Raw genomic sequence first — 18,859 nt, forward strand, 5'->3', positions numbered from 1 at the left:
AGGCCGCCGGGGCGACTCGGCGGTCTTTTTTTGCCGTGCCGTGTAGTGCCGGCACTACAAGAAGCAGCCAGGAGAAGAAAGAAGCATGACCATCCGCCTCGCCATCAACGGTTACGGCCGCATCGGCCGCCAAGTTCTGCGCGCCATCTACGAAAACAAGTTGCACGACGATTTCAAGGTGGTGGCGGTCAACGCCTCCGGCGACCTGAACATCAATGCCCACCTGACCCAATTCGACACCGTGCACGGCCGCTTCCCCGGCACCGTGGAGCAGGATGGCGAGCATCTGATCCTGAATGGCGACAAGATTCCGTTCTTCAGCACCCGCAATCCGGCCGAGCTGCCGTGGAAGGCGCTGGATGTCGATCTGGTGCTGGAATGCACCGGCGCCTTCACCAGCAAGGAAAAGTGCCAGGCGCATCTGGACGCCGGCGCCAAGAAGGTGCTGATTTCCGCGCCGGGCGGCGACGATGTCGACGCCACCATCGTCTACGGCGTCAACCACGACACGCTGACGCCGGAGATGACCGTGGTGTCCAACGCCAGCTGCACCACCAACTGCCTGGCGCCGGTGGCCAAGGCGCTGCACGACGCGATCGGCATCAAGAAGGGCCTGATGACCACCATTCACGCCTTCACCAACGATCAGGTGCTGACCGACGTCAAGCACAAGGACTTGCGCCGCGCCCGCTCCGCCACCGACAACATGATCCCCACCAAGACCGGCGCGGCCAAGGCCGTCGGCCTGGTGCTGCCGGAACTGAAGGGCAAGCTGGATGGTTTCTCGGTGCGCGTGCCCACCATCAACGTGTCGCTGGTGGACCTGACGTTCACCGCCATGCGCGATACCTGCAAGGACGAGATCAACGAGATCCTGCAAGGCGCGGCCAAGGGCAGCATGAAGGGCATTCTGGGCTTCAACACCCTGCCACTGGTGTCCGGCGACTTCAACCACACCGAAGAGGCGTCCACCTTCGACGCCACGCTGACCAAGGTGACCGGCGGCAATCTGGTGAAAGTGCTGGCCTGGTACGACAACGAGTGGGGCTTCAGCTGCCAGATGCTGCGCACCGCGCGCGCGATGTTCGGCCGCTGACGCGGGCGGGAAACGGCGGGGCGGACGGCTGCGTATGCCATTCGCCCTGTTGTTTTGTTACACGACGCGCGCAAGAAATTTGATTGGTGTTAAAGTGACGCCGCCGAATCGGCATACACTGCCGGATAGGGGTGATCGACGATGGCGGCGCCGCCAGCGGAAATTTTGCAACACCGCGAGCGTCGACGACGGCTTGATCGCCCACGGTTTCGTCCCATCCCGTTCCGCATCCAACCGAGTGAGTGCAGCGATGAAATTCAACAAACTCTCCGAACAGAATCTTTCCGGCAAGCGCGTGCTGATCCGCGTGGACATGAACGTGCCGCTGAAAAACGGCGTGATCGGCGACGACACCCGCATCCGCGCCAGCCTGGCCACCATCCAACACTGTCTCAAGGCCGGCGCCGCGGTGATGCTGATGACCCACCTGGGCCGCCCGACCGAGGGCGAGCCGAAGCCGGAAGACAGCCTGGCGCCGGTGGTGGCCCGACTGTCAGAGCTGCTGGGCAAGCCGGTGCGCCTGATCGCCGACTTCCGCGCCGGCATCGAACTTGCCGCCGGCGAAGTGGCGATGCTGGAAAACATCCGCCTGAACAAGGGCGAAAAGAAGAACAACGAAGACCTGGGCCGCGCCTACGCCGCGCTGTGCGACGTGTTCGTCCACGACGCCTTCGGCACCGCGCACCGCGCCGAGGCTTCCACTCACGCCGTGGCCAAGTTCGCGCCGGTGGCCTGCGCCGGCCTGTTGCTGTCGGCCGAGCTCGACGCGCTCTCCAAGGCGCTGCAAGCGCCGGCCCGCCCGATGGTGGCCATCGTCGCCGGCTCCAAGGTATCGACCAAGCTGACCATTCTGGAAGCGCTGGCCGACAAGGTGGACCAGCTGATCGTGGGCGGCGGCATCGCCAACACCTTCCTGCTGGCCGAAGGCAAGGCCATCGGCAAGTCCTTGGCCGAAGCCGATCTGGTGGAAGACGCCAAGCGCGTGATCGCCAAGATCCGCGCCCGCGGCGGCGACGTGCCGCTGCCGTCCGACGTGGTGTGCGCCAAGGAATTCGCCGAAACCGCCGCCGCGACCACCAAGAATGTGGCCGAAGTGGCCGCCGACGACATGATCCTGGACATCGGCCCGGACTCCGCCAAGGAACTGGCCGCCATCATCGCCCAAGCCGGCACCGTGGTGTGGAACGGCCCGGTCGGCGTGTTCGAGTTCGACCCGTTCGGCAACGGCACCAAGACGCTGGCCCAGGCCATCGCCCAGTCCAAGGCGTTCTCGATCGCCGGCGGCGGCGACACGCTGGCGGCCATCGCCAAGTACGGCATCACCGACGACATCAGCTACATCTCCACCGGCGGCGGCGCTTTCCTGGAGTTCCTGGAAGGCAAGGAACTGCCGGCGGTGGCCATCCTGGCCGAGCGCGCGCACTAAGCGACAAGGCCATGCCGGCAAGCCGGCATGGCCTTTTTCCCATGATGCGCCAGGGACAAGGCAAGCGGCATCGGAGATAATGCCGGCCGTACCCATCACGCCAGGCACCAGAATGAGACAGAATACGAGCGCGCTGCTGTTGGCGGCGCTGTTGCCGGTCCTGCTGGCTGGTTGCGGCAAGAAGCAAATGCCGACCGATGCCGCTATGCCGTCCGGGGTGGAAGCGAGCTCGCCGTCCGGGCAGTCCCGGATAGGAGGCCATGGCGAGGACGGCAGCGAGTTGCAGCGGCTGGTCGCCCGCAATTTGCGGCATCAGCTGGCGCTGGCGGTGCCGGCCGGACAAGTGGAGGCGCGCTGGCTGGCGGTCCGGACGGAATGTCTGCGGTTGGGCTGTCTGCTGGAGGAGGCGGCTTACAGCCGCTACGACGACGAAGGCTACAACGGCGAGGCCCGCGTCAATGCTCGGTTGCCGCATGGGCAAGTGGAGCCCTATCTCGCTTTTCTGCGCAAGCAGGGCGTGTTGATGCGCCAGTCCAGCGAGCTGAACGCGCGCCGCCAGGAAATCGCCCAGCTGGAACAGGATGTGCGCGACGGCGCCAAGACCGCCAGGGACGCGTCCGCCGGCAAGAGCGCCGTCCTGCGCCAGGGACTGGCGGAGGTGGCGCGGCTGCAGGCCGAGCAGGCGGCGATTTCGGCCGCGGTGTTGAATACCCAGCCGGTGTCGGTGGAGTTGGCGCCGGAGCGGCCCGGCATCTGGCAGCGCAGCGCGCAGATGTTGTGGCAGAGCGCGCAGGCGCTGTTGACGCTGTGCGGCCTTGTGCTGCCGTTCGCGGCCGCCGGCGCGGCGCTGTGGTGGCTGGCCCGCCGTTTCGGCAAATCGCGGCGCGCGGCGGACGATAAGCGTAAGATTGAGGACGGAAACAGGGATACAAGCGGAAACTGAGGAGAAGAAATGTCCTGGCAAACCTGGCTGTTGTTCGTCACCACCGTGTTTTTCGTCTCCGCCACGCCCGGCCCCAACATGCTGCTGGCGATGACCCACGGCATCCATTACGGCGTGCGCCGCACCCTGATGACCTGTCTGGGGCTGATGAGCGCGCTGGGCCTGATCATGGCCGGCTCGGTGGCCGGCCTGGGCGCGCTGCTGGCCACGTCCGAGCTGCTGTTCTCCATCGTCAAGTACGCCGGCGCGCTGTATCTGGTGTACTTGGGCGTCAAAACCTGGCGCAGCCTGCCGCAGCCGGTGGCGGAGCTGGCCGAGGACGCCGGCGGCAAGCATGGACCGTGGGCGCTGTTCCGCCGCGGCTTCCTGGTGGCGATGAGCAATCCCAAAGCCTTCATCTTCTTTACCGCGCTGTTCCCGCAATTCATGAACGCGCATCTGCCGGAAGCGCCGCAACTGGCCATTCTGGCGACCACCTTTTTTCTGATCGAGTCCTGCTGGCAGCTGACCTACGCCGGCAGCGGCGCGCGGCTGTCGCGCTGGTTGAACAGCGCGCGCCGGCTGCGCCTGGTCAACCGCTTCAGCGGCGGCGCATTCGTCGGCGCCGGCCTGTTGCTGACCGGCCTGACTCGTCAATAAGCATCACGGCTGCCGATTCGCCATCGTCAGCCGTTTTTTTCGAACCGGCCCCGCCCGCCGCGGGGCTCTTGAGGGAGAGATTCATGGCACTCGTTTCCATGCGCCAGCTGCTGGACCACGCGGCTGAATTCAGCTACGGCCTGCCGGCCTTCAACGTCAACAACCTGGAACAGATGCGCGCCATCATGGAAGCCGCCGACAAGGTGGACGCTCCGGTGATCGTGCAGGCCTCGGCCGGCGCCCGCAAGTATGCCGGCGCGCCTTTCCTGCGCCACATGATCCTGGCCGCGGTGGAAGAATTCCCGCATATCCCGGTGGTGATGCACCAGGATCACGGCACCAGCCCGGACGTGTGCCAGCGCTCCATCCAGCTGGGCTTCTCCTCGGTGATGATGGACGGCTCGCTGAAGTCCGACGGCAAGACCCCGGCCGACTACGACTACAATGTCGGCGTCACCCGCACCGTGGTCAACTTCGCCCACGCCTGCGGCGTGTCGGTGGAAGGCGAGATCGGCTGCCTGGGCAGCCTGGAAACCGGCATGGCCGGCGAGGAAGACGGCGTCGGCGCCGAAGGCGTGCTCGACCACAGCCAGCTGCTGACCGATCCGGAAGAAGCCGCCCGCTTCGTCAAGGACACCGGCGTGGACGCGCTGGCCATCGCCATCGGCACCAGCCACGGCGCCTACAAGTTCAGCAAGAAGCCTACCGGCGACGTGCTGCGCATCGACCGCATCAAGGAAATCCACGCCCGCATCCCCAACACCCACTTGGTGATGCACGGCTCCTCCAGCGTGCCGCAAGAATGGCTGGCCATCATCAACCAGTACGGCGGCGAGCTGGGAGAAACCTACGGCGTGCCGGTTGAGGAAATCGTGGAAGGCATCAAGCACGGCGTGCGCAAGGTGAACATCGACACCGACCTGCGCCTGGCCTCCACCGGCGCCATCCGCCAGTTCATGGCCAAGAACCCGGCCGAGTTCGATCCGCGCAAATACCTGGCCAAGACCATCGAAGCGATGCGCGACGTCTGCATCGCGCGCTACGAGGCCTTCGGCGCAGCCGGCCAGGCCAGCAAGATCAAGGCGATCAACCTGGATACCATGGCCAACCGCTACCTGAAGGGCGAGCTCGCGCAAATCGTGCGTTGAGCGCCGGAAGACGATGACGGCAAGGGTTTGCAAACAGGATGTAAATGCGCTTGCAAGCCTTTGCTGGGGCAATGATAATTCATTTGTCATTTCAGGAATGGGATTGGTATGCCAATAAGGCCGCAACGGCTTGCGCGCGGCCAGCGGCGACACCGACTACCCGACCCGCCTACCCGGCGGGTTTTTTTTTGACCTGGAGCCCGAGCGCCGAAAAACGGACAAGGTTTGCGTGCCGGCATTGGCCGGCGGCGATGGTTTGCATACACTGCCGGTATTCGGAGCAGAATTTGGAGGGGCGCATGAAACTGAACCTGCTGTATTTCGCCCGCTTGCGCGAGACGCTGGGCGTGGAGAGCGAGCAACTGGAGAGCGAAGCGGCGACGGTGGCCGAGCTGCTGGCCGAGCTGCGCCAGCGCGGCCAGGTCTGGACGCTGGAACTGGCGCCGAACAAGGTGTTCCGCGTGGCGGTGAACCAGGAGATGGCCAGCCTGGAAACTTCGCTGGCCGACGGCGACGAAGTGGCGGTGTTCCCGCCGGTGACCGGGGGCTGAGATGACGGTCAACCACATCCGCGTGCAGGCGGAGGACTTCGACGTCGGCGCCGAAGTGAGGCGCTGGTCGGCCAACCCGGCGTGCGGCGCTGTCGTCAGTTTCACCGGCCTGGTTCGCGACTACGGCGACAGCCAGGATGTGGCGGCGCTGGAGCTCGAGCATTATCCAGGCATGACCGAGAAGGCGCTGGCCGACATCGTCCGCGAGGCGCGCCGGCGCTGGTCGCTGAAGGGCGTGACGCTGATCCACCGCGTCGGCCGGCTGGCTTTGGGCGACAACATCGTGCTGGTGGTGGCGGCCAGCGGACATCGGCGCGACGCTTTCGAGGCGGCATCCTTCCTGATGGATTACCTGAAGCGGCAGGCGCCGTTCTGGAAGTGCGAAATTCTGGCCGATGGCCGCCGCCACTGGGTGGACGCCAAGGCTAGCGACGAGGCGGCGGCCGCGCGTTGGGACGGCGCGTGAAACAGCCCGCGGCGCAGAGCGGGGGCTGGCTGCGCGACGGGCTTTGTTTCCCTGAAAGCGGCGTCCGATGAGGCGCTCGGACGGAAACGACAGGCGAGCCGCCGTTCAATAGGCGAAGCGCTCGCGCAGGTCCATCAGGTTCAATTCGTCCAGGATGGCCAACTGGCGCTCGCGGGCGCTGTTCTTGCCCTTGCCGGTTTTCTTGGCGATGATCAGCTCGTTCTTCATCGAATGCTCCCAGCCCACCAGCTCGGTCACAGTCAGCTGGTAGCCGCGCGCCTCCAGCTGCAGGCAGCGCAGCACATTGGTCAGCTGGCTGCCGAACTCGCGGGTGTGGATGGGATGGCGCCACAGCTCGGACAGCGGCGTCTTGCCGAAAGTCTCGTTCTTCTTCTGGCGCAGCACCGAAGCGACCTCGGCCTGGCAGCACGGCACCAGCACGATGTACTGCGCGTCCTTGGCCAGCGCGAAGCGGATGGCGTCGTCGGTGGCGGTGTTGCAGGCGTGCAGCGCGGTGATGATGTCCACCTGCTCCGGCAGCTCGGTCGAAGTGATGGACTGCTCCACCGTCAGGTTGAGAAAGCCCATGCGCTCGAAGCCCAGTCGGTCCGCCAGCTCGCGCGACTTGTCCACCAGCTCCTGCCGCGTCTCCACGCCGTAGACATGGCCGGCAGCCTTGTCCTTCAGGAACAGGTCGTACAGGATGAAGCCGAGGTAGGACTTGCCGGCGCCGTGGTCGGCCAGTGTCATCGCGCCTTTCTTCTCCAGCACGTCGGCCATCAGGGGTTCGATGAACTGGTACAGGTGGTAAACCTGCTTCAGCTTGCGGCGGGTGTCCTGGTTGATCTTGCCGTCGCGGGTGAGGATGTGCAGCTCTTTGAGCAGCTCCAGCGATTGCTGGGGTTTGATTTCGGGAATCAGGCTCATGGCGGCCTCCTGCAATTTCAATGCCGCGATTGTAGCAGAGCGGCTATTCAGCGCTCGAGCAGGGCCCTTTGCGGAACATGCGAATTTGGTTTGCAAAACATGAAAAATTCATATTTTGACTGGAAGTTAGAGCGCATTGATATCGAAATATGGCCGCACAGAAACCGGCAATTCGGGGAAACCAAGTGCAATCGAGAGGAAATAACGATGAAAGCCGTCTCGGACGACAAGCTTAGTTGCATCAGGTGGCTGGTGAACTTCTAAAGGAGGAAGTTCCAGGCCAGTAACCATCGCTCGTAGCAGCGAGATCGTTCGCTCTTCTCCAAGACCAACAATGCCTTTATTTCGTCGTGGCGCCGTGACGTCTGCAATGGAAACAAGTTGGTTTGGCCATGCAGGTGTGGATGAGGCGGAAAAGGAGGAGGCGGATCTTATAAAGCGATCCGCCCCGGCCTCGATCCACCAACGGTCAGGGATATCGAATTCGATATTTTCCACGGGATGATGGAAATGCATTGTGCTTTACTTTGTCAGTCAGTGTTTGACCACTTCCTGCTCCACCACCAGATCCAGAATCCAGCGGATGGAAGAAGCGTCGGCCGGCGGATTGTCCACCTTCACCTCCTTGATGCGCAGCCGGTAGGCTACGCCCGGCTCGGGCTGGAAGCCTTCGATCTCGCCGTAATGCAGCTGCCACGGCTGGTTCTTGTCCGCCCGCACCTGCAGGCATTGCATCGGCGCGACGCCGGTGCAGGCCTTGCGCTCCGGCGCGATGTAGATGAACTTGATCTCGCCTTCGGGCAGCTTTTCGAAACGCATCGCGTCTTTGCCCTCGCCCAGCTGCAGTTGTCCCTGCGCCAGCTTGGCCGGCATGCCCGCCTCCAGCTGGCGGCTCAGCGCGGCGTCGCGCTGCATCGCCTCCGGCGGACACATCATCATGGTGGCGGCCAGGGGTTTGGCGCTCAGCTTGCCGTTTTCCAGCGAGGCGGGGCCGAACATGCCGTTGCAGCCGGCGCGGATGGACAGGCGCTGCTCGTCGATCTGCAGCTTGGCGGCGGCGGGGCCGGCGTCGACTTGCCGCCATTCGCCTTTCAGCTGGGACAGGGACAGCGCGGGCGAGACGGCGGCCTGGCCCGGAGCGGTGGTGCCGGCGCAGCCGGCCAGCAATGCGGCGGCGAGCGCCGGCAAGATCAGACGGTGGGACATCGTGTCTCTCTGAATATAAATGAGATAGGACGCGGCAGGCCGGCGGGGGTTCCCTCTGCTTGCGCGCGCTCGGCGATTCGGGGCCGCCGGAAGCGGAAACGCCCGCCGGCGGCGGGCGTCGCGAACGGCCGCCGCGGCTGTCAGTGCACTGCGTTCTTCAGCAGGTCTTCCACCACTTTTTTCGCGTCGCCGAACACCATCATGGTCTTGTCCATGTAGAACAGCTCGTTGTCGAGGCCGGCATAGCCGGCGTTCATCGAGCGCTTGACCACCACCACGTTGCGCGCCTTGTGCGCTTCCAGGATGGGCATGCCGTAGATCGGGCTCTGCTTGTCCTTCTGCGCCGCCGGGTTGACCACGTCGTTGGCGCCGATCACCAGCACCACGTCGGTGGTGGAGAAGTCGGCGTTGATCTCCTCCATCTCCAGCACCTGCTCGTACGGCACCTCGGCCTCTGCCAGCAATACGTTCATGTGGCCGGGCATCCGTCCCGCCACCGGGTGGATGGCGTAGCGGACGTTGACGCCCTGCTCGTGCAGCAGGTCGGCGAACTCCTGCAGCGCATGCTGCGCCCGCGACACCGCCAGGCCGTAGCCGGGCACGATGACCACCTGGTCGGCATTGGCCATCAGGAAGGCCGCGTCCTCGGCGCTGCCGGCCTTGTAGGACTTGGCCGCGCCGTCGCCGGCCGCCGGGCCGGCCGCCGCTTCCGCGCCGAAACCGCCCAGCAGCACGCTGACGATGGAGCGGTTCATCGCCTTGCACATGATGTAGGACAGGATGGCGCCGGACGAGCCGACGCAGGCGCCGGCGATGATCAGCACCGGGTTGTTCAGGGTGAAGCCGATGCCCGCCGCCGCCCAGCCGGAGTAGCTGTTCAGCATCGACACCACCACCGGCATGTCGGCGCCGCCGATGGGGATGATCAGCGTCACGCCCAGGGCCAGCGCCACCGCCACCATGGCCAGGAAGGCGGCCTGGCTGTCGGTGAAGAAATAGGCCGCGCCGAAACCGACCATGGCCAGCGCCAGCAACAGATTGAGCGGATGCTGGCCGGCGAAGCTGATCGCCTTGGCGCCGAAGCGGCCGGACAGCTTGCCGTAGGCGATGACCGAGGCGGTGAAGGTGATGGCGCCGATGAAGGCGCCGATGAACAGCTCCACCTTTTGCACCGGCGTGTGCTCGACGCCGCCATGGAAGATGGCCGCCACCGCGATCAGCACCGCGGACAGGCCCACCAGCGAGTGCATCGCCGCCACCAGCTCCGGCATGCCGGTCATTTCCACCGTGCGCGCCTTCCAGCCGCCGATGACCGCGCCGGCGGCGACCGCGCCGCCTATCAGCGCCAGCACCGGCTTGTCCAGAATCAGCAGGGTGGTGAGCACGGCGATGGCCATGCCGGCGATGCCGTACAGATTGCCGCGCCGCGCCGACGCCGGGCTGGACAGCCCTTTCAGCGCCAGGATGAACAATACGGCGGCGACCAGATAAAGAACAGCCGAGACATTCTGCATCGCTTAGCTCCTGTTCTTTTTCTTGAACATGTCCAGCATGCGCTGGGTGACCAGAAAGCCGCCGAAGATGTTGATGCTGGCGAGGAAGATGGCGATGGCGCCCAGCACCGAGGTGACGGTGATCTGCTGGCCATGGATATCCACCACCTGCAGCATGGCGCCGACGATGATGATGCCGGAAATGGCGTTGGTGACGGCCATCAGCGGCGTGTGCAGCGCCGGGGTGACGTTCCATACCACGTGGTAGCCGACGAACACGGCCAGCACGAAGACGGTGAGACTGGTGAGGAAGGGATCAGCCATGTTGCGGCTCCTTGTCGTGTTGCGCCGCCGGAGCGGCCGGGCGCGCGGCGGCGCCGAAGCGCCGCTCGCCCTGATGGGTGATCAGGGTGGCGGCCACCAGGTCGTCGTCGAGGTCTATCTTCAGCCCTTCCGGCGCCAGCAACAGGCCGAGGAAGGTGTGGAGATTGCGCGCGTAGAGGCTGGAGGCGTCGGCCGCCAGCATGGCGGGCAGATTGAGCAGGCCCACCACGTGCACGCCATTGGGGGACAGGCAGGCTTCGCCGGCGCGGGTCAGCGCGCAGTTGCCGCCGGCCTCGGCGGCCAGGTCCACGATCACCGAGCCGTGTTTCATGTCCGCCACCGCGTCGGCGGACAACAGGCGCGGCGCCGGCTTGCCGGGGATCAGCGCGGTGGTGATGACGATGTCGGCGACGGCGGCGCGCTGGGCGATCAGCGCGTTTTGCCGTGTCTGGAACTCGGGCGTCATCTCGCGGGCATAGACGCCGTCGTTGGCCGCTTTCTCCTCGTCGCTCATCGGCACTTCGACGAACTTGGCGCCCAGCGACTCCACCTGCTCGCGGGTGGCCGGACGCACGTCGTAAGCCTCCACCACCGCGCCCAGCCGCTTGGCAGTGGCGATGGCCTGCAGGCCGGCGACGCCGACGCCCAGCACCAGCACGCGGGCAGCTTTCACCGTGCCGGCCGCCGTCATCAGCATGGGCATGAAGCGCGGGTAGTACTGGCAGGCCAGCAGCACCGCCTTGTAGCCCGCGATGTTGTTCTGGCTGGACAGCACGTCCATGCTTTGCGCGCGGGTGGTGCGCGGCAGCAGCTCCAGCGCGAAGGCGGAAACCTTTTGCTCCGCCAGCTGCGGCAGCAGTTCGTTTTGGTAAGGCGCCAGCATGCCGACCAGCGCGGCGCCCGGCTTGAGCGCGGCGATGTCGCCGGCATCCGGCATCCGCACCGCCAGCACCGTGTCGGCGGCGGCCAGCATAGGCTGCCGCTGTTCGGCGATGGCCGCGCCGGCGGCCAGGTAGGCGGCGTCGGGCAAGGCGGCGGCGAGGCCCGCGCCTCGCTCGACCGTGACGGCGTGTCCGGCGGCGACCAGCTTTTTCACCGTGTCCGGCGTGGCCGCGACGCGATGTTCGCCGGCCAGCCGCTCGGCTGGAATGACGATATGCATCTCAAATATCTCCTGATCAATGGATGGTGAAATCGGAAATGGGAACGGTCGTGCGCGGCAATGGAGACGATCGTTGGAAAATCATTAAATGCATGTTGCAGCGCATTATGCAAGGCATATATTGGCTACCGTATATCGTCTGACAGCCAGGATTCAACCGGGCGAATTGACATGCCTTCGGCATTGCGCGGCGCAATAAAAGGCATTGCAGCAGAGCCTTGTTTCCAACATGTGACAAACGGGTTGGAGACGCCGGTAGCTAGCCTACATGCAAATTAGATTTTTCTGATATTTTGAAAAATTCGACACTAGCGCCGGCCGGTCCGGACTGTAAAGCCGGGAAACCCGCCGATCAGGATGAAGTTTGCGCCAGATCAGCGCCGGCTCATTGACTCATGCCGCTGCCGCGGTAAAGGTCGAGACGGAAACGCTCCAGCGTGCCGTCGGCCTTCAGCTTGGCCAGGCCGGCGTTGAAGCGCGCCATCAGCTGCTCGTTGCGCGCGGAGCGCGGCATCAGCAAATGGCCGTACTGGATGCTGAACGGGCGAGACTCGGTGGTGACCAGATCATGCGCGCCGCGGGGAAAGGCGTCGGAAGAGAGCAGCTGCCAGCCGGTGAATTCGTCTATCGGGAACAATTCGATGCGGCCGGCCAGCATTTTCAGCAGATTGGTCTTGTCGTCGTTGGCCTCCTCCACCTTGAGCATGCCCTGCTTCGTCAACTGGCGGAATTCAGCGGTGTAGGTGTAGCCGCGAGTGGCGCCGAAGCGCAGCGCGCGCAGCTCCGGCAGTTTCTGCCACGAGGGCACGGTCACGTCCTTGCGGTGGAACAGCACTTCGCGGTGCTCGGAGAGCGGCGCGCTGTACAGGAATTCCTTGGCCTTGACCGGGTCGTCGAACCAGAACGAGCTGGCCTGGGCGTTGCCGTTGCGCAACGCTTCCAGCGCCCGCGCCCACGGCATGTACTCGAAGCGCACCTGCACGCCCTCGCGTGCGAAGGCTTCGCGCACCACCCGGTTGACGAAGCCCTCGCCGGGCAAGCGTTCGCCGGTCCACGGCGCGTACTCGCCGGTGGCGATCAGCAGCTCGGCCGCCAGCGCGCGGCCCAAGCCTAGGCAGAACAGCAACAGCAGCAACAGCGTTCTCATCGCTCCGCTCCCTGGTTCCGATGCCTTCAGTTATACACGGCGGCGGCGGTTTTCTCTGCCTCGCGCTATCATCGCAGCATCGCTCCCGGATGCCCGCCATGCCCCGCACGATCCCCACGCCGTTGCCGGATTTCCGCCAGCCCGGCGCGATGTTGCGCCTGTTGCAGCTGCCCGCGTTGCTGTTGTGCGCGGCAGGCGTGCTCGCGCTGGCCGGCGACCAGCCGCTGTGGCGCTGGCTGCAGGCGGCGCTGGCGCTGGTTCCCGGCAGCCTGCTGACGCTGGCGCTGTTGGCGTTGGCCAGCCCCTGGTTGCCGCGCCGCCGCTTCGGCGCGGCGTGGGCCGCGCTGATGGCCGGCGCCGGCTTCGCGCTGTGCCAATGGCGGCTGCAGGGCGATTGGCGCCAGGCCTGGCCCGCCGCGCTGCTGGCGATGGCGGCCATGCCGCTGTGGCTGCGCTATCTGGCGCTGCGCCAGCGCGCGCTGTCGCCGGCGCTGGCCGAGGCGCGGCTGACGGCGCTGCAGGCGCGCATCCGCCCCCATTTCCTGTTCAACAGCCTGAACGCGGCCATCGCGCTGATCCGCTCGCGTCCGCAACAGGCGGAGACCGTGCTGGAGAACCTGGCCGAGCTGTTCCGCGCGCAGATGGCCGCGCCGGACCGGGAGTCGACGCTGGCGCGCGAGGTGGAGCTGGCGCGGATGTACCTGGCGATAGAAGCCGAGCGGCTGGGGCCGCGGCTGACGGTGAGCTGGCGCATCGACGCGCCGCCGGACGCCGCGCTGCCGCCGCTCTTGTTGCAGCCGCTGGCCGAGAACGCGGTCTGCCACGGCGCCGAGCGGGTGCCGGGCGCGGTGGAGATCGTCATCGCCGCCCGCGTCGCCGCCGGCCAGCTGGAGCTGACGCTGGACAATCCGCTGCCGGAGGAACCCGCGCCTAGCGCCGGCAGCGGCATCGCGCTGTCCAATCTGCGCGAGCGTCTCGACCTGCTGTACGACGCCGAGGCCTCGCTGTCCACCGAGCGCCGCGACGGCCGCCATCTGACCCGCATCCGCCTGCCCTGCCGCCCCGCCCGCGGCTGAGCGTTGCCTGGGCCGCGCCGCCGCTCTACATTCCAGTCAGGACCATCCTCATGGAATCGATATGGAAAAGAATCGCCTGGAGGCGTTCAGCGACGGCGTGATCGCCATCATCATCACCATCATGGTGCTGGAGCTGAAAGCGCCGCACGGCACCGACTGGCAATCGCTGGCGCCGTTGCTGCCGGTGTTCCTCTGCTATGTGCTCAGCTTCGTCTACGTGGGGATCTACTGGAACAACCACCATCACTTCTACCACGCCGCCCGCCGCATCGACGGCCGCGTGCTGTGGGCCAATCTGCACCTGCTGTTCTGGTTGTCGCTGATTCCCTTCGTCACCGGCTGGATGGGCGAGAACCACTTCGCGCCGCTGCCGGTGGCGATGTACGGCGTCGTGCTGCTGATGTGCGCGATCGCCTGGTGGATCATGCAGCAGGCGCTGCTGTGCCTGCCCGGCAACCGCACCCGGCTGTCCGAGGCGCTGGGCGGCGACGTCAAGGGCAAGCTGTCGCCGCTGTGCTACCTGCTGGCGATCGCCGCCGCCTGGTGGCATACCTGGCTGGCCGGCGCGCTGTACCTGGCGGTGGCCTTGATGTGGCTGATCCCGGACCGGCGCATCGAGTGCATGCTGTACGGCGAGCAAGAGGCGGACTGAGCCGGCGTGGCGGCATGGCCGCGAATCGATTAAAATTGTCGGATCAGCCACCATGGAGGGTACGATGTACCAGTCCGAATTCACCCAGTTCATCAACGGCTTCCTGGAGAAGAATCCGGAAGTGGACAGCGAGCGCCGCGAGCTGCGCCTGACCCTGTGGGACCGCGACGTCAGCCTGGAAGACCAGCGCCGCTGGAAAGAATCCCGCGTGCCGCAGAAGCCTTACGTCTATCAGCCGGAATAAGCGCCATTCTCTCCGCGTCCAACGCCCCATGCGGGCGTTTTGTCTTTCTGGAAAGCCAAGCATGACTCGCCACACCGTCGCGCTCGATAGCGCCCTCTCCGGCTACCTGTTCGACATCGCCGTCGCTGAACACCCGGTCCAGCGCGAGCTGCGCGAATTCACCGCCGGCCACCGGCTGGCCAAGATGCAGATCTCGCCGGACCAGGGCCAGTTCATGGCCTGGCTGGCGCGGCTGATCGGCGCGCGCCGCTACCTGGAGATCGGCGTGTTCACCGGCTACAGCGCGCTGACCGTGGCGCTGGCGATGCCGGAGGACGGCGAGGTGGTGGCCTGCGACGTCAGCGAAGCCTTCACCGCCATCGCCCGCGACTACTGGGCCAAGGCCGGCGTCGCCGGCCGCATCGACCTGCGGCTGCAGCCGGCGCTGAACACCTTGCGCCAATTGCTGGACGACGGCCAGGCCGGCCGCTTCGACCTCGCCTTCATCGACGCCGACAAGCCGTCCTACCGCGACTACTACGAAGCCTGCCTTGAGCTGGTGCGCCCCGGCGGCGTGATCGCCATCGACAACATCTTTCTGTCCGGCCGCGTGGTGGAGCCCAAGCCGGAAGATCCGCCCGGCGTGCACCTGGTGCACGCTTTCAACGCCAGCCTCAAGGCCGACCCGCGCGTGCACATGTGCGTGCTGCCGATAGGCGACGGCCTGACGCTGTGCACCCGCCGTTAGGGGCTGTTGATGTTTGCTGAGCGGTCGCGCCGGGATGCGTTTTGCGGCGAATCGAGGCGTTTCGCGAGCCGCATAGTCATTCTCTGCCAGCGCGGAACAACGAAGAGTCGTCGCGAAAAGCGCCCGGCCCTGCGGGTTTGGCCGCTTTGGGACGGAAGCCGCGTTGCCCAGCCCTTGCATAGCTTGACTATGTGTCGGACTGTGCGCCTTGCTTCCGTCCCAAATCGGCGCAAACGCGATCCACTCACCAAACGTCAACAGCCCCTAGCCCGCGCGCATGAACTTTCGCCGCCGGCGGACGGTCTGTAACGTTTTGGCCACAGCGCCGGCCCCCGTGCCGGTGCTATGATGGCCGTTTGTTGACCGAGCCTACCCCGTCACCGTCATGCTGAACCGCCGCCCCCGCCGCCAGATGAACCAGATGAACGTCGTGCCCTATATCGACGTGATGCTGGTGCTGCTGGTGATTTTCATGGTCACCGCCCCGATGTTCACGCCGGGCGTGATCGACGTGCCCAGCGTCTCCGAGGCGCCCGCCATCGACGTGCGCCCGCTGGAGGTCACCGTGGACGCCGCCGGCAAGATCGAACTGGTGGACGGCGAGCAGAAGACCCGAGTCGATTCGCTGGACGATCTGGCCAGCCAGCTGCAGGCGCTGGCCGGCGCCGGCCAGCGCCCGGTTGCCATTTCCGCCGACGCCAATCTCAAGTACGCCGAAGTGGTGAAGATAGCCGACCGCCTGCATCAGGCCGGCATCAAGCGCGTGGCGCTGACCGTCAAGCAAATCAGCAAGCAATGAGCTCGCAAGCGTCCTCCTCTCCGCGCCCTTGGGCCTTCATCGCCTCGGCGCTGTTCCACGCCGGCGTGATCGGCCTGCTGCTGTGGGGCGGCCTGCAAACCACGCCGCCGCCCAGCCCGGCGCCGCTGGCGCTGGAGCTGTGGACCACCGCGCCGCCGCCTCCGCCGGCGGCGACTTCCCCGGCCGCTCCGGCGCCGCAGCCGGCGCCGGAACCCAGACCGGCGGCGGCGACGCCGCCGGCCGAGGTCAACCTGGGCAAGAAGAACGAGCCCAAACACGAGACGCCGAAACCGGAACCCAAGCCGGCGGCCGAACCCGAGCCGAAGAAACCCAAGCACGAGCCCAAACCGGCCGAGCCGGAGAAAAAAATCCCGGAAAAGGCCAAGCCGGCGGAAAAAGCGCCGGACAAGAAAGAAGCCAAGACCCACACGCCGCCCGCGGCCAAGCCGGGCCACAAGACCGCCAAGGCCTACAACAACGAGGCCGACGACCTGCTCTCCAGCCTGGACAGCTCGCGCACCAGCGGCAAGCCGAACGCGCGCAGCGACCAGGCCGGCAGCAAGCACGGCGTGGCCGGCGGCGCGGTCAACGGCTCCGGCGTCAACGCCGGCTGGATCGATCTGGTCAAGGCCAAGGTGACGCCGCTGGTGCAGGTTCCGCCGGGCATCGCCGGCAATCCGGCGGCGGTGCTGCGGGTGACGCTGCTGCCGACGCTGGAAGTCCGCGCGGTGCAACTGGTGAAAAGCAGCGGCGTTCCGGCCTATGATGATGCCGTGCAACGCGCGGTGTGGGAGGCCAAGACCTTTCCCAAACTGCCGGCGGGAGCCAACTTCAACGACGGCTACCGCACGTTTACCCTGACCTTCCGTCCGCGCTGAGCGGGCGAAACCCAGCCCTGAGGAAGCCATGCCGAGTTTGAAAGCCCTGTTGCGGGGCATGCTGGTGGCGGCGATGCTGGTCGCCGGCAGCGCCCGCGCCGAACTGAACATCGAAATCATAGGCGGCGGCGCCAGCCGCCACGCCATCTCCGTGCTGCCGTTCAAGGACGAAGCGCCGACCCAGGGCAACCTGACGCCGGTGATCCGCAACGACCTGGCGCTGTCCGGCGCCTTCCGCCTGATCGACCCCTCCGCCGTCGCCAACGTGCCGTTCGAACCGGCCGACATCCGCTATCCGCTGTGGCAGGCCGCCGGCGCCCAGTCGCTGGCGATCGGCAAGGTGGAAAGCGCCGGCGGCGGCCAGATCAAGATCAGCTTCCGGCTGATGGACGCGTCGCAGCGCAAGCAGCTGACCGGCGGCGAATTCACGGTAACGCCGGACCGCAGCCGCCAGGTGGCGCACGCGATCGCCGACATGATCTACGAGGCGATCACCGGCCAGAAGGGCTTCTTCAACACCCGCCTGGCCTATGTGCTGAAGTCCGGCCGCAACTACGCGCTGCAGATTTCCGATGTGGACGGCCAGCGCAGCCAGACCATCCTGCGCTCCAGCGAGCCGATCATCTCGCCCAGCTGGAGCCCGAGCGGCCGCCACATCGCCTACGTGTCCTTCGCCAGCCAGAAACCGGTTGTGTGGGTGCAGGACCTGGCCACCGGCCAGCGCCGCGCGGTCGCCAACTTCAAGGGCAGCAATTCCGCCCCGGCCTGGAGCCCGGACGGCAGCCGGCTGGCCGTGGTGCTGACCACCAGCGGCAACTCGCAGATCTACATCATCAACGCCGCCGGCGGCCCGGCGCGCCGCCTGATGTACAACGGCGGCATCGACACCGAGCCCACTTTCAGCCCGGACGGCGCCATGGTGTACTTCGTCTCCGACCGCAGCGGCAATCCGCAGATCTACCGGGTGCCGGTAAACGGCGGCGACGCCCAGCGCGTTACCTGGGAGGGCAATTACAATGTTTCGCCCAAATTGTCGCCGGATGGCAAGACACTGGTCTATATTCGACGTTCCGCCGGCAATTTCCGTGTGATGTCGCAGGATTTGGCAACTAATGACAGCAGGCAGTTGTCTGACGGTAGTTACAGTGAGCGCCCCAGTTTCGCGCCCAATGGCCGCATGGTGCTGTATTCCAGCGCCGTCGGCGGCCAGAGCGTGCTGTACGCGGCCACCGCCGACGGCAGCAGCAAGGTGAAGCTGGCCGTGCTCAATGGTGATGTTCAGGACCCGGCATGGGGTCCATTCAATAATCCTTGATGGGAGCCAAACGATGAACCTGAAACAACTCGCCCTCGCCACCGCCGTCGCCACGCTGCTCGCCGCCTGCGCCAGCACCAAGCCGGCGGAGACCCCGGCCGCGCCGGTGACCCAGGCCCCGACCACCCAGGCGCCGACGACGTCCGGCAGCGACCAGGGCCAGGTGGCGATGGACCCGCTGAACGACCCGAACAGCCCGCTGGCCAAGCGCAGCGTGTACTTCGCCTTTGACTCCTCCGCCGTGGAGGGCGATGGCAAGACCACCGTCGCCAACCATTCCGAATACCTGAAGGGCCACGACAAGAAGGTGATCATCCAGGGCAATACCGACGCCCGCGGCAGCCGCGAATACAACCTGGCCCTGGGCCAGCGCCGCGCCGAGAGCGTCAAGCGCGCGATGGAAGTGCTGGGCGTGAAGGACAGCCAGCTGGAAGCCGTCAGCTTCGGCAAGGAAAAACCCAAGGCCACCGGCCACAGCGACGCCGACTACGCCGAAAACCGCCGCGCCGACATCGTTTACCAGGGCCAGTAAGCGCCTAGCGGGCGGCATCGCCGCCCGCCCTCTCCTGCCGGATATCGGCGGCGGGCTGCCAAATGGCGGCCAAGCCGCTATGATGTCCGGCAATCTTCATCCATCGGA

22 protein-coding genes are annotated in these 18,859 nt (G+C 66.0%); 15 read left to right on the top strand and 7 right to left on the bottom strand.

Translation table 11 applies throughout. The features are described 5' to 3' along the window. Positions 1-85: 85 nt before the first annotated feature. From gap to moaE, 7 genes are all read left to right on the top strand, one after another. Positions 86-1,096, top strand: a complete 1,011-nt coding sequence (gene gap, locus DK842_RS08395) for a type I glyceraldehyde-3-phosphate dehydrogenase (RefSeq protein ID WP_114061051.1) — start codon at positions 86-88, stop codon at positions 1,094-1,096. 250 nt (positions 1,097-1,346) lie between these two features. Then, complete coding sequence (locus DK842_RS08400) at positions 1,347-2,522, top strand: phosphoglycerate kinase (RefSeq protein ID WP_114061052.1); 1,176 nt, start codon at positions 1,347-1,349, stop codon at positions 2,520-2,522. Positions 2,523-2,634: 112 nt separating this feature from the next. Next, positions 2,635-3,465 carry a hypothetical protein gene (locus DK842_RS08405; RefSeq protein ID WP_114061053.1) on the top strand — a complete coding sequence of 277 codons (831 nt, stop codon included), beginning with the start codon at positions 2,635-2,637 and terminating at the stop codon, positions 3,463-3,465. Between the two features lie 9 nt (positions 3,466-3,474). Then, positions 3,475-4,104, top strand: a complete 630-nt coding sequence (locus DK842_RS08410; protein WP_114061054.1) for a LysE family translocator — start codon at positions 3,475-3,477, stop codon at positions 4,102-4,104. An 83-nt stretch (positions 4,105-4,187) separates the two neighbouring features. Beyond that, a complete protein-coding gene (gene fba, locus DK842_RS08415; RefSeq protein WP_114061055.1) occupies positions 4,188-5,252 on the top strand; it encodes a class II fructose-bisphosphate aldolase in 1,065 nt (354 codons plus the stop codon). 299 nt (positions 5,253-5,551) lie between these two features. Then, on the top strand, positions 5,552-5,803 hold the full coding sequence (gene moaD / locus DK842_RS08420) for a molybdopterin converting factor subunit 1 (protein WP_114061056.1): 252 nt from the start codon (positions 5,552-5,554) through the stop codon (positions 5,801-5,803). Between the two features lies 1 nt (position 5,804). Then, positions 5,805-6,269, top strand: a complete 465-nt coding sequence (moaE, locus tag DK842_RS08425; RefSeq protein WP_114061057.1) for a molybdopterin synthase catalytic subunit MoaE — start codon at positions 5,805-5,807, stop codon at positions 6,267-6,269. A gap of 105 nt (positions 6,270-6,374) precedes the next feature. Here the strand turns inward: moaE and DK842_RS08430 are convergent, their stop codons facing one another. The 7 genes from DK842_RS08430 to DK842_RS08455 form a co-directional block, all read right to left on the bottom strand. Next, on the bottom strand, positions 6,375-7,196 hold the full coding sequence (locus DK842_RS08430; protein WP_114061058.1) for a class I SAM-dependent methyltransferase: 822 nt from the start codon (positions 7,194-7,196) through the stop codon (positions 6,375-6,377). A gap of 126 nt (positions 7,197-7,322) precedes the next feature. Then, entirely contained in the window at positions 7,323-7,712 is a 390-nt protein-coding gene (locus DK842_RS22940; protein ID WP_145963995.1) for a hypothetical protein, read from the bottom strand. Positions 7,713-7,730: 18 nt separating this feature from the next. Then, positions 7,731-8,402 carry an META and DUF4377 domain-containing protein gene (locus DK842_RS23660; protein WP_198414658.1) on the bottom strand — a complete coding sequence of 224 codons (672 nt, stop codon included), beginning with the start codon at positions 8,400-8,402 and terminating at the stop codon, positions 7,731-7,733. Positions 8,403-8,542: 140 nt separating this feature from the next. Further along, positions 8,543-9,916 carry an NAD(P)(+) transhydrogenase (Re/Si-specific) subunit beta gene (locus DK842_RS08440; protein WP_114061059.1) on the bottom strand — a complete coding sequence of 458 codons (1,374 nt, stop codon included), beginning with the start codon at positions 9,914-9,916 and terminating at the stop codon, positions 8,543-8,545. A gap of 3 nt (positions 9,917-9,919) precedes the next feature. Continuing rightward, complete coding sequence (locus tag DK842_RS08445; RefSeq protein ID WP_114061060.1) at positions 9,920-10,219, bottom strand: proton-translocating transhydrogenase family protein; 300 nt, start codon at positions 10,217-10,219, stop codon at positions 9,920-9,922. Continuing rightward, complete coding sequence (locus DK842_RS08450) at positions 10,212-11,381, bottom strand: Re/Si-specific NAD(P)(+) transhydrogenase subunit alpha (RefSeq protein ID WP_114061061.1); 1,170 nt, start codon at positions 11,379-11,381, stop codon at positions 10,212-10,214. Before DK842_RS08450 ends, DK842_RS08445 begins: the two co-directional genes overlap by 8 nt. A 385-nt stretch (positions 11,382-11,766) precedes the next feature. Further along, the gene (locus DK842_RS08455) at positions 11,767-12,528 is read right to left on the bottom strand and encodes a substrate-binding periplasmic protein (protein WP_114061062.1); all 762 of its coding nucleotides are present in this window, start codon (positions 12,526-12,528) and stop codon (positions 11,767-11,769) included. 98 nt (positions 12,529-12,626) lie between these two features. Between DK842_RS08455 and DK842_RS08460 the strand changes: the two genes are divergently transcribed. The 8 genes from DK842_RS08460 to DK842_RS08495 all read left to right on the top strand — a co-directional run bounded on the left by DK842_RS08460 (position 12,627) and on the right by DK842_RS08495 (position 18,751). Next, complete coding sequence (locus DK842_RS08460) at positions 12,627-13,604, top strand: sensor histidine kinase (RefSeq protein WP_168194852.1); 978 nt, start codon at positions 12,627-12,629, stop codon at positions 13,602-13,604. Between the two features lie 61 nt (positions 13,605-13,665). Beyond that, positions 13,666-14,256, top strand: coding sequence for a TMEM175 family protein (locus tag DK842_RS08465; protein ID WP_114061064.1), 591 nt, complete (start codon positions 13,666-13,668; stop codon positions 14,254-14,256). A 64-nt stretch (positions 14,257-14,320) separates the two neighbouring features. Further along, positions 14,321-14,500, top strand: coding sequence for a DUF3460 family protein (locus tag DK842_RS08470; RefSeq protein ID WP_114061065.1), 180 nt, complete (start codon positions 14,321-14,323; stop codon positions 14,498-14,500). 61 nt (positions 14,501-14,561) lie between these two features. Next, positions 14,562-15,227, top strand: coding sequence for a class I SAM-dependent methyltransferase (locus DK842_RS08475; protein WP_114061066.1), 666 nt, complete (start codon positions 14,562-14,564; stop codon positions 15,225-15,227). Between the two features lie 385 nt (positions 15,228-15,612). Further along, complete coding sequence (locus DK842_RS08480; protein WP_021478825.1) at positions 15,613-16,026, top strand: biopolymer transporter ExbD; 414 nt, start codon at positions 15,613-15,615, stop codon at positions 16,024-16,026. Further along, complete coding sequence (locus DK842_RS08485; protein WP_114061067.1) at positions 16,023-16,904, top strand: cell envelope integrity protein TolA; 882 nt, start codon at positions 16,023-16,025, stop codon at positions 16,902-16,904. The genes DK842_RS08480 and DK842_RS08485 overlap by 4 nt, the downstream gene beginning before the upstream one ends. Positions 16,905-16,932: 28 nt before the next feature. Beyond that, positions 16,933-18,219, top strand: coding sequence for a Tol-Pal system beta propeller repeat protein TolB (gene tolB, locus DK842_RS08490; RefSeq protein ID WP_114061068.1), 1,287 nt, complete (start codon positions 16,933-16,935; stop codon positions 18,217-18,219). 13 nt (positions 18,220-18,232) lie between these two features. Continuing rightward, positions 18,233-18,751, top strand: coding sequence for an OmpA family protein (locus DK842_RS08495; protein ID WP_114061069.1), 519 nt, complete (start codon positions 18,233-18,235; stop codon positions 18,749-18,751). The last annotated feature ends 108 nt before the right edge of the window (positions 18,752-18,859 follow it).

The organism is Chromobacterium phragmitis, assembly GCF_003325475.1.
Lineage (GTDB): Bacteria > Pseudomonadota > Gammaproteobacteria > Burkholderiales > Chromobacteriaceae > Chromobacterium > Chromobacterium phragmitis.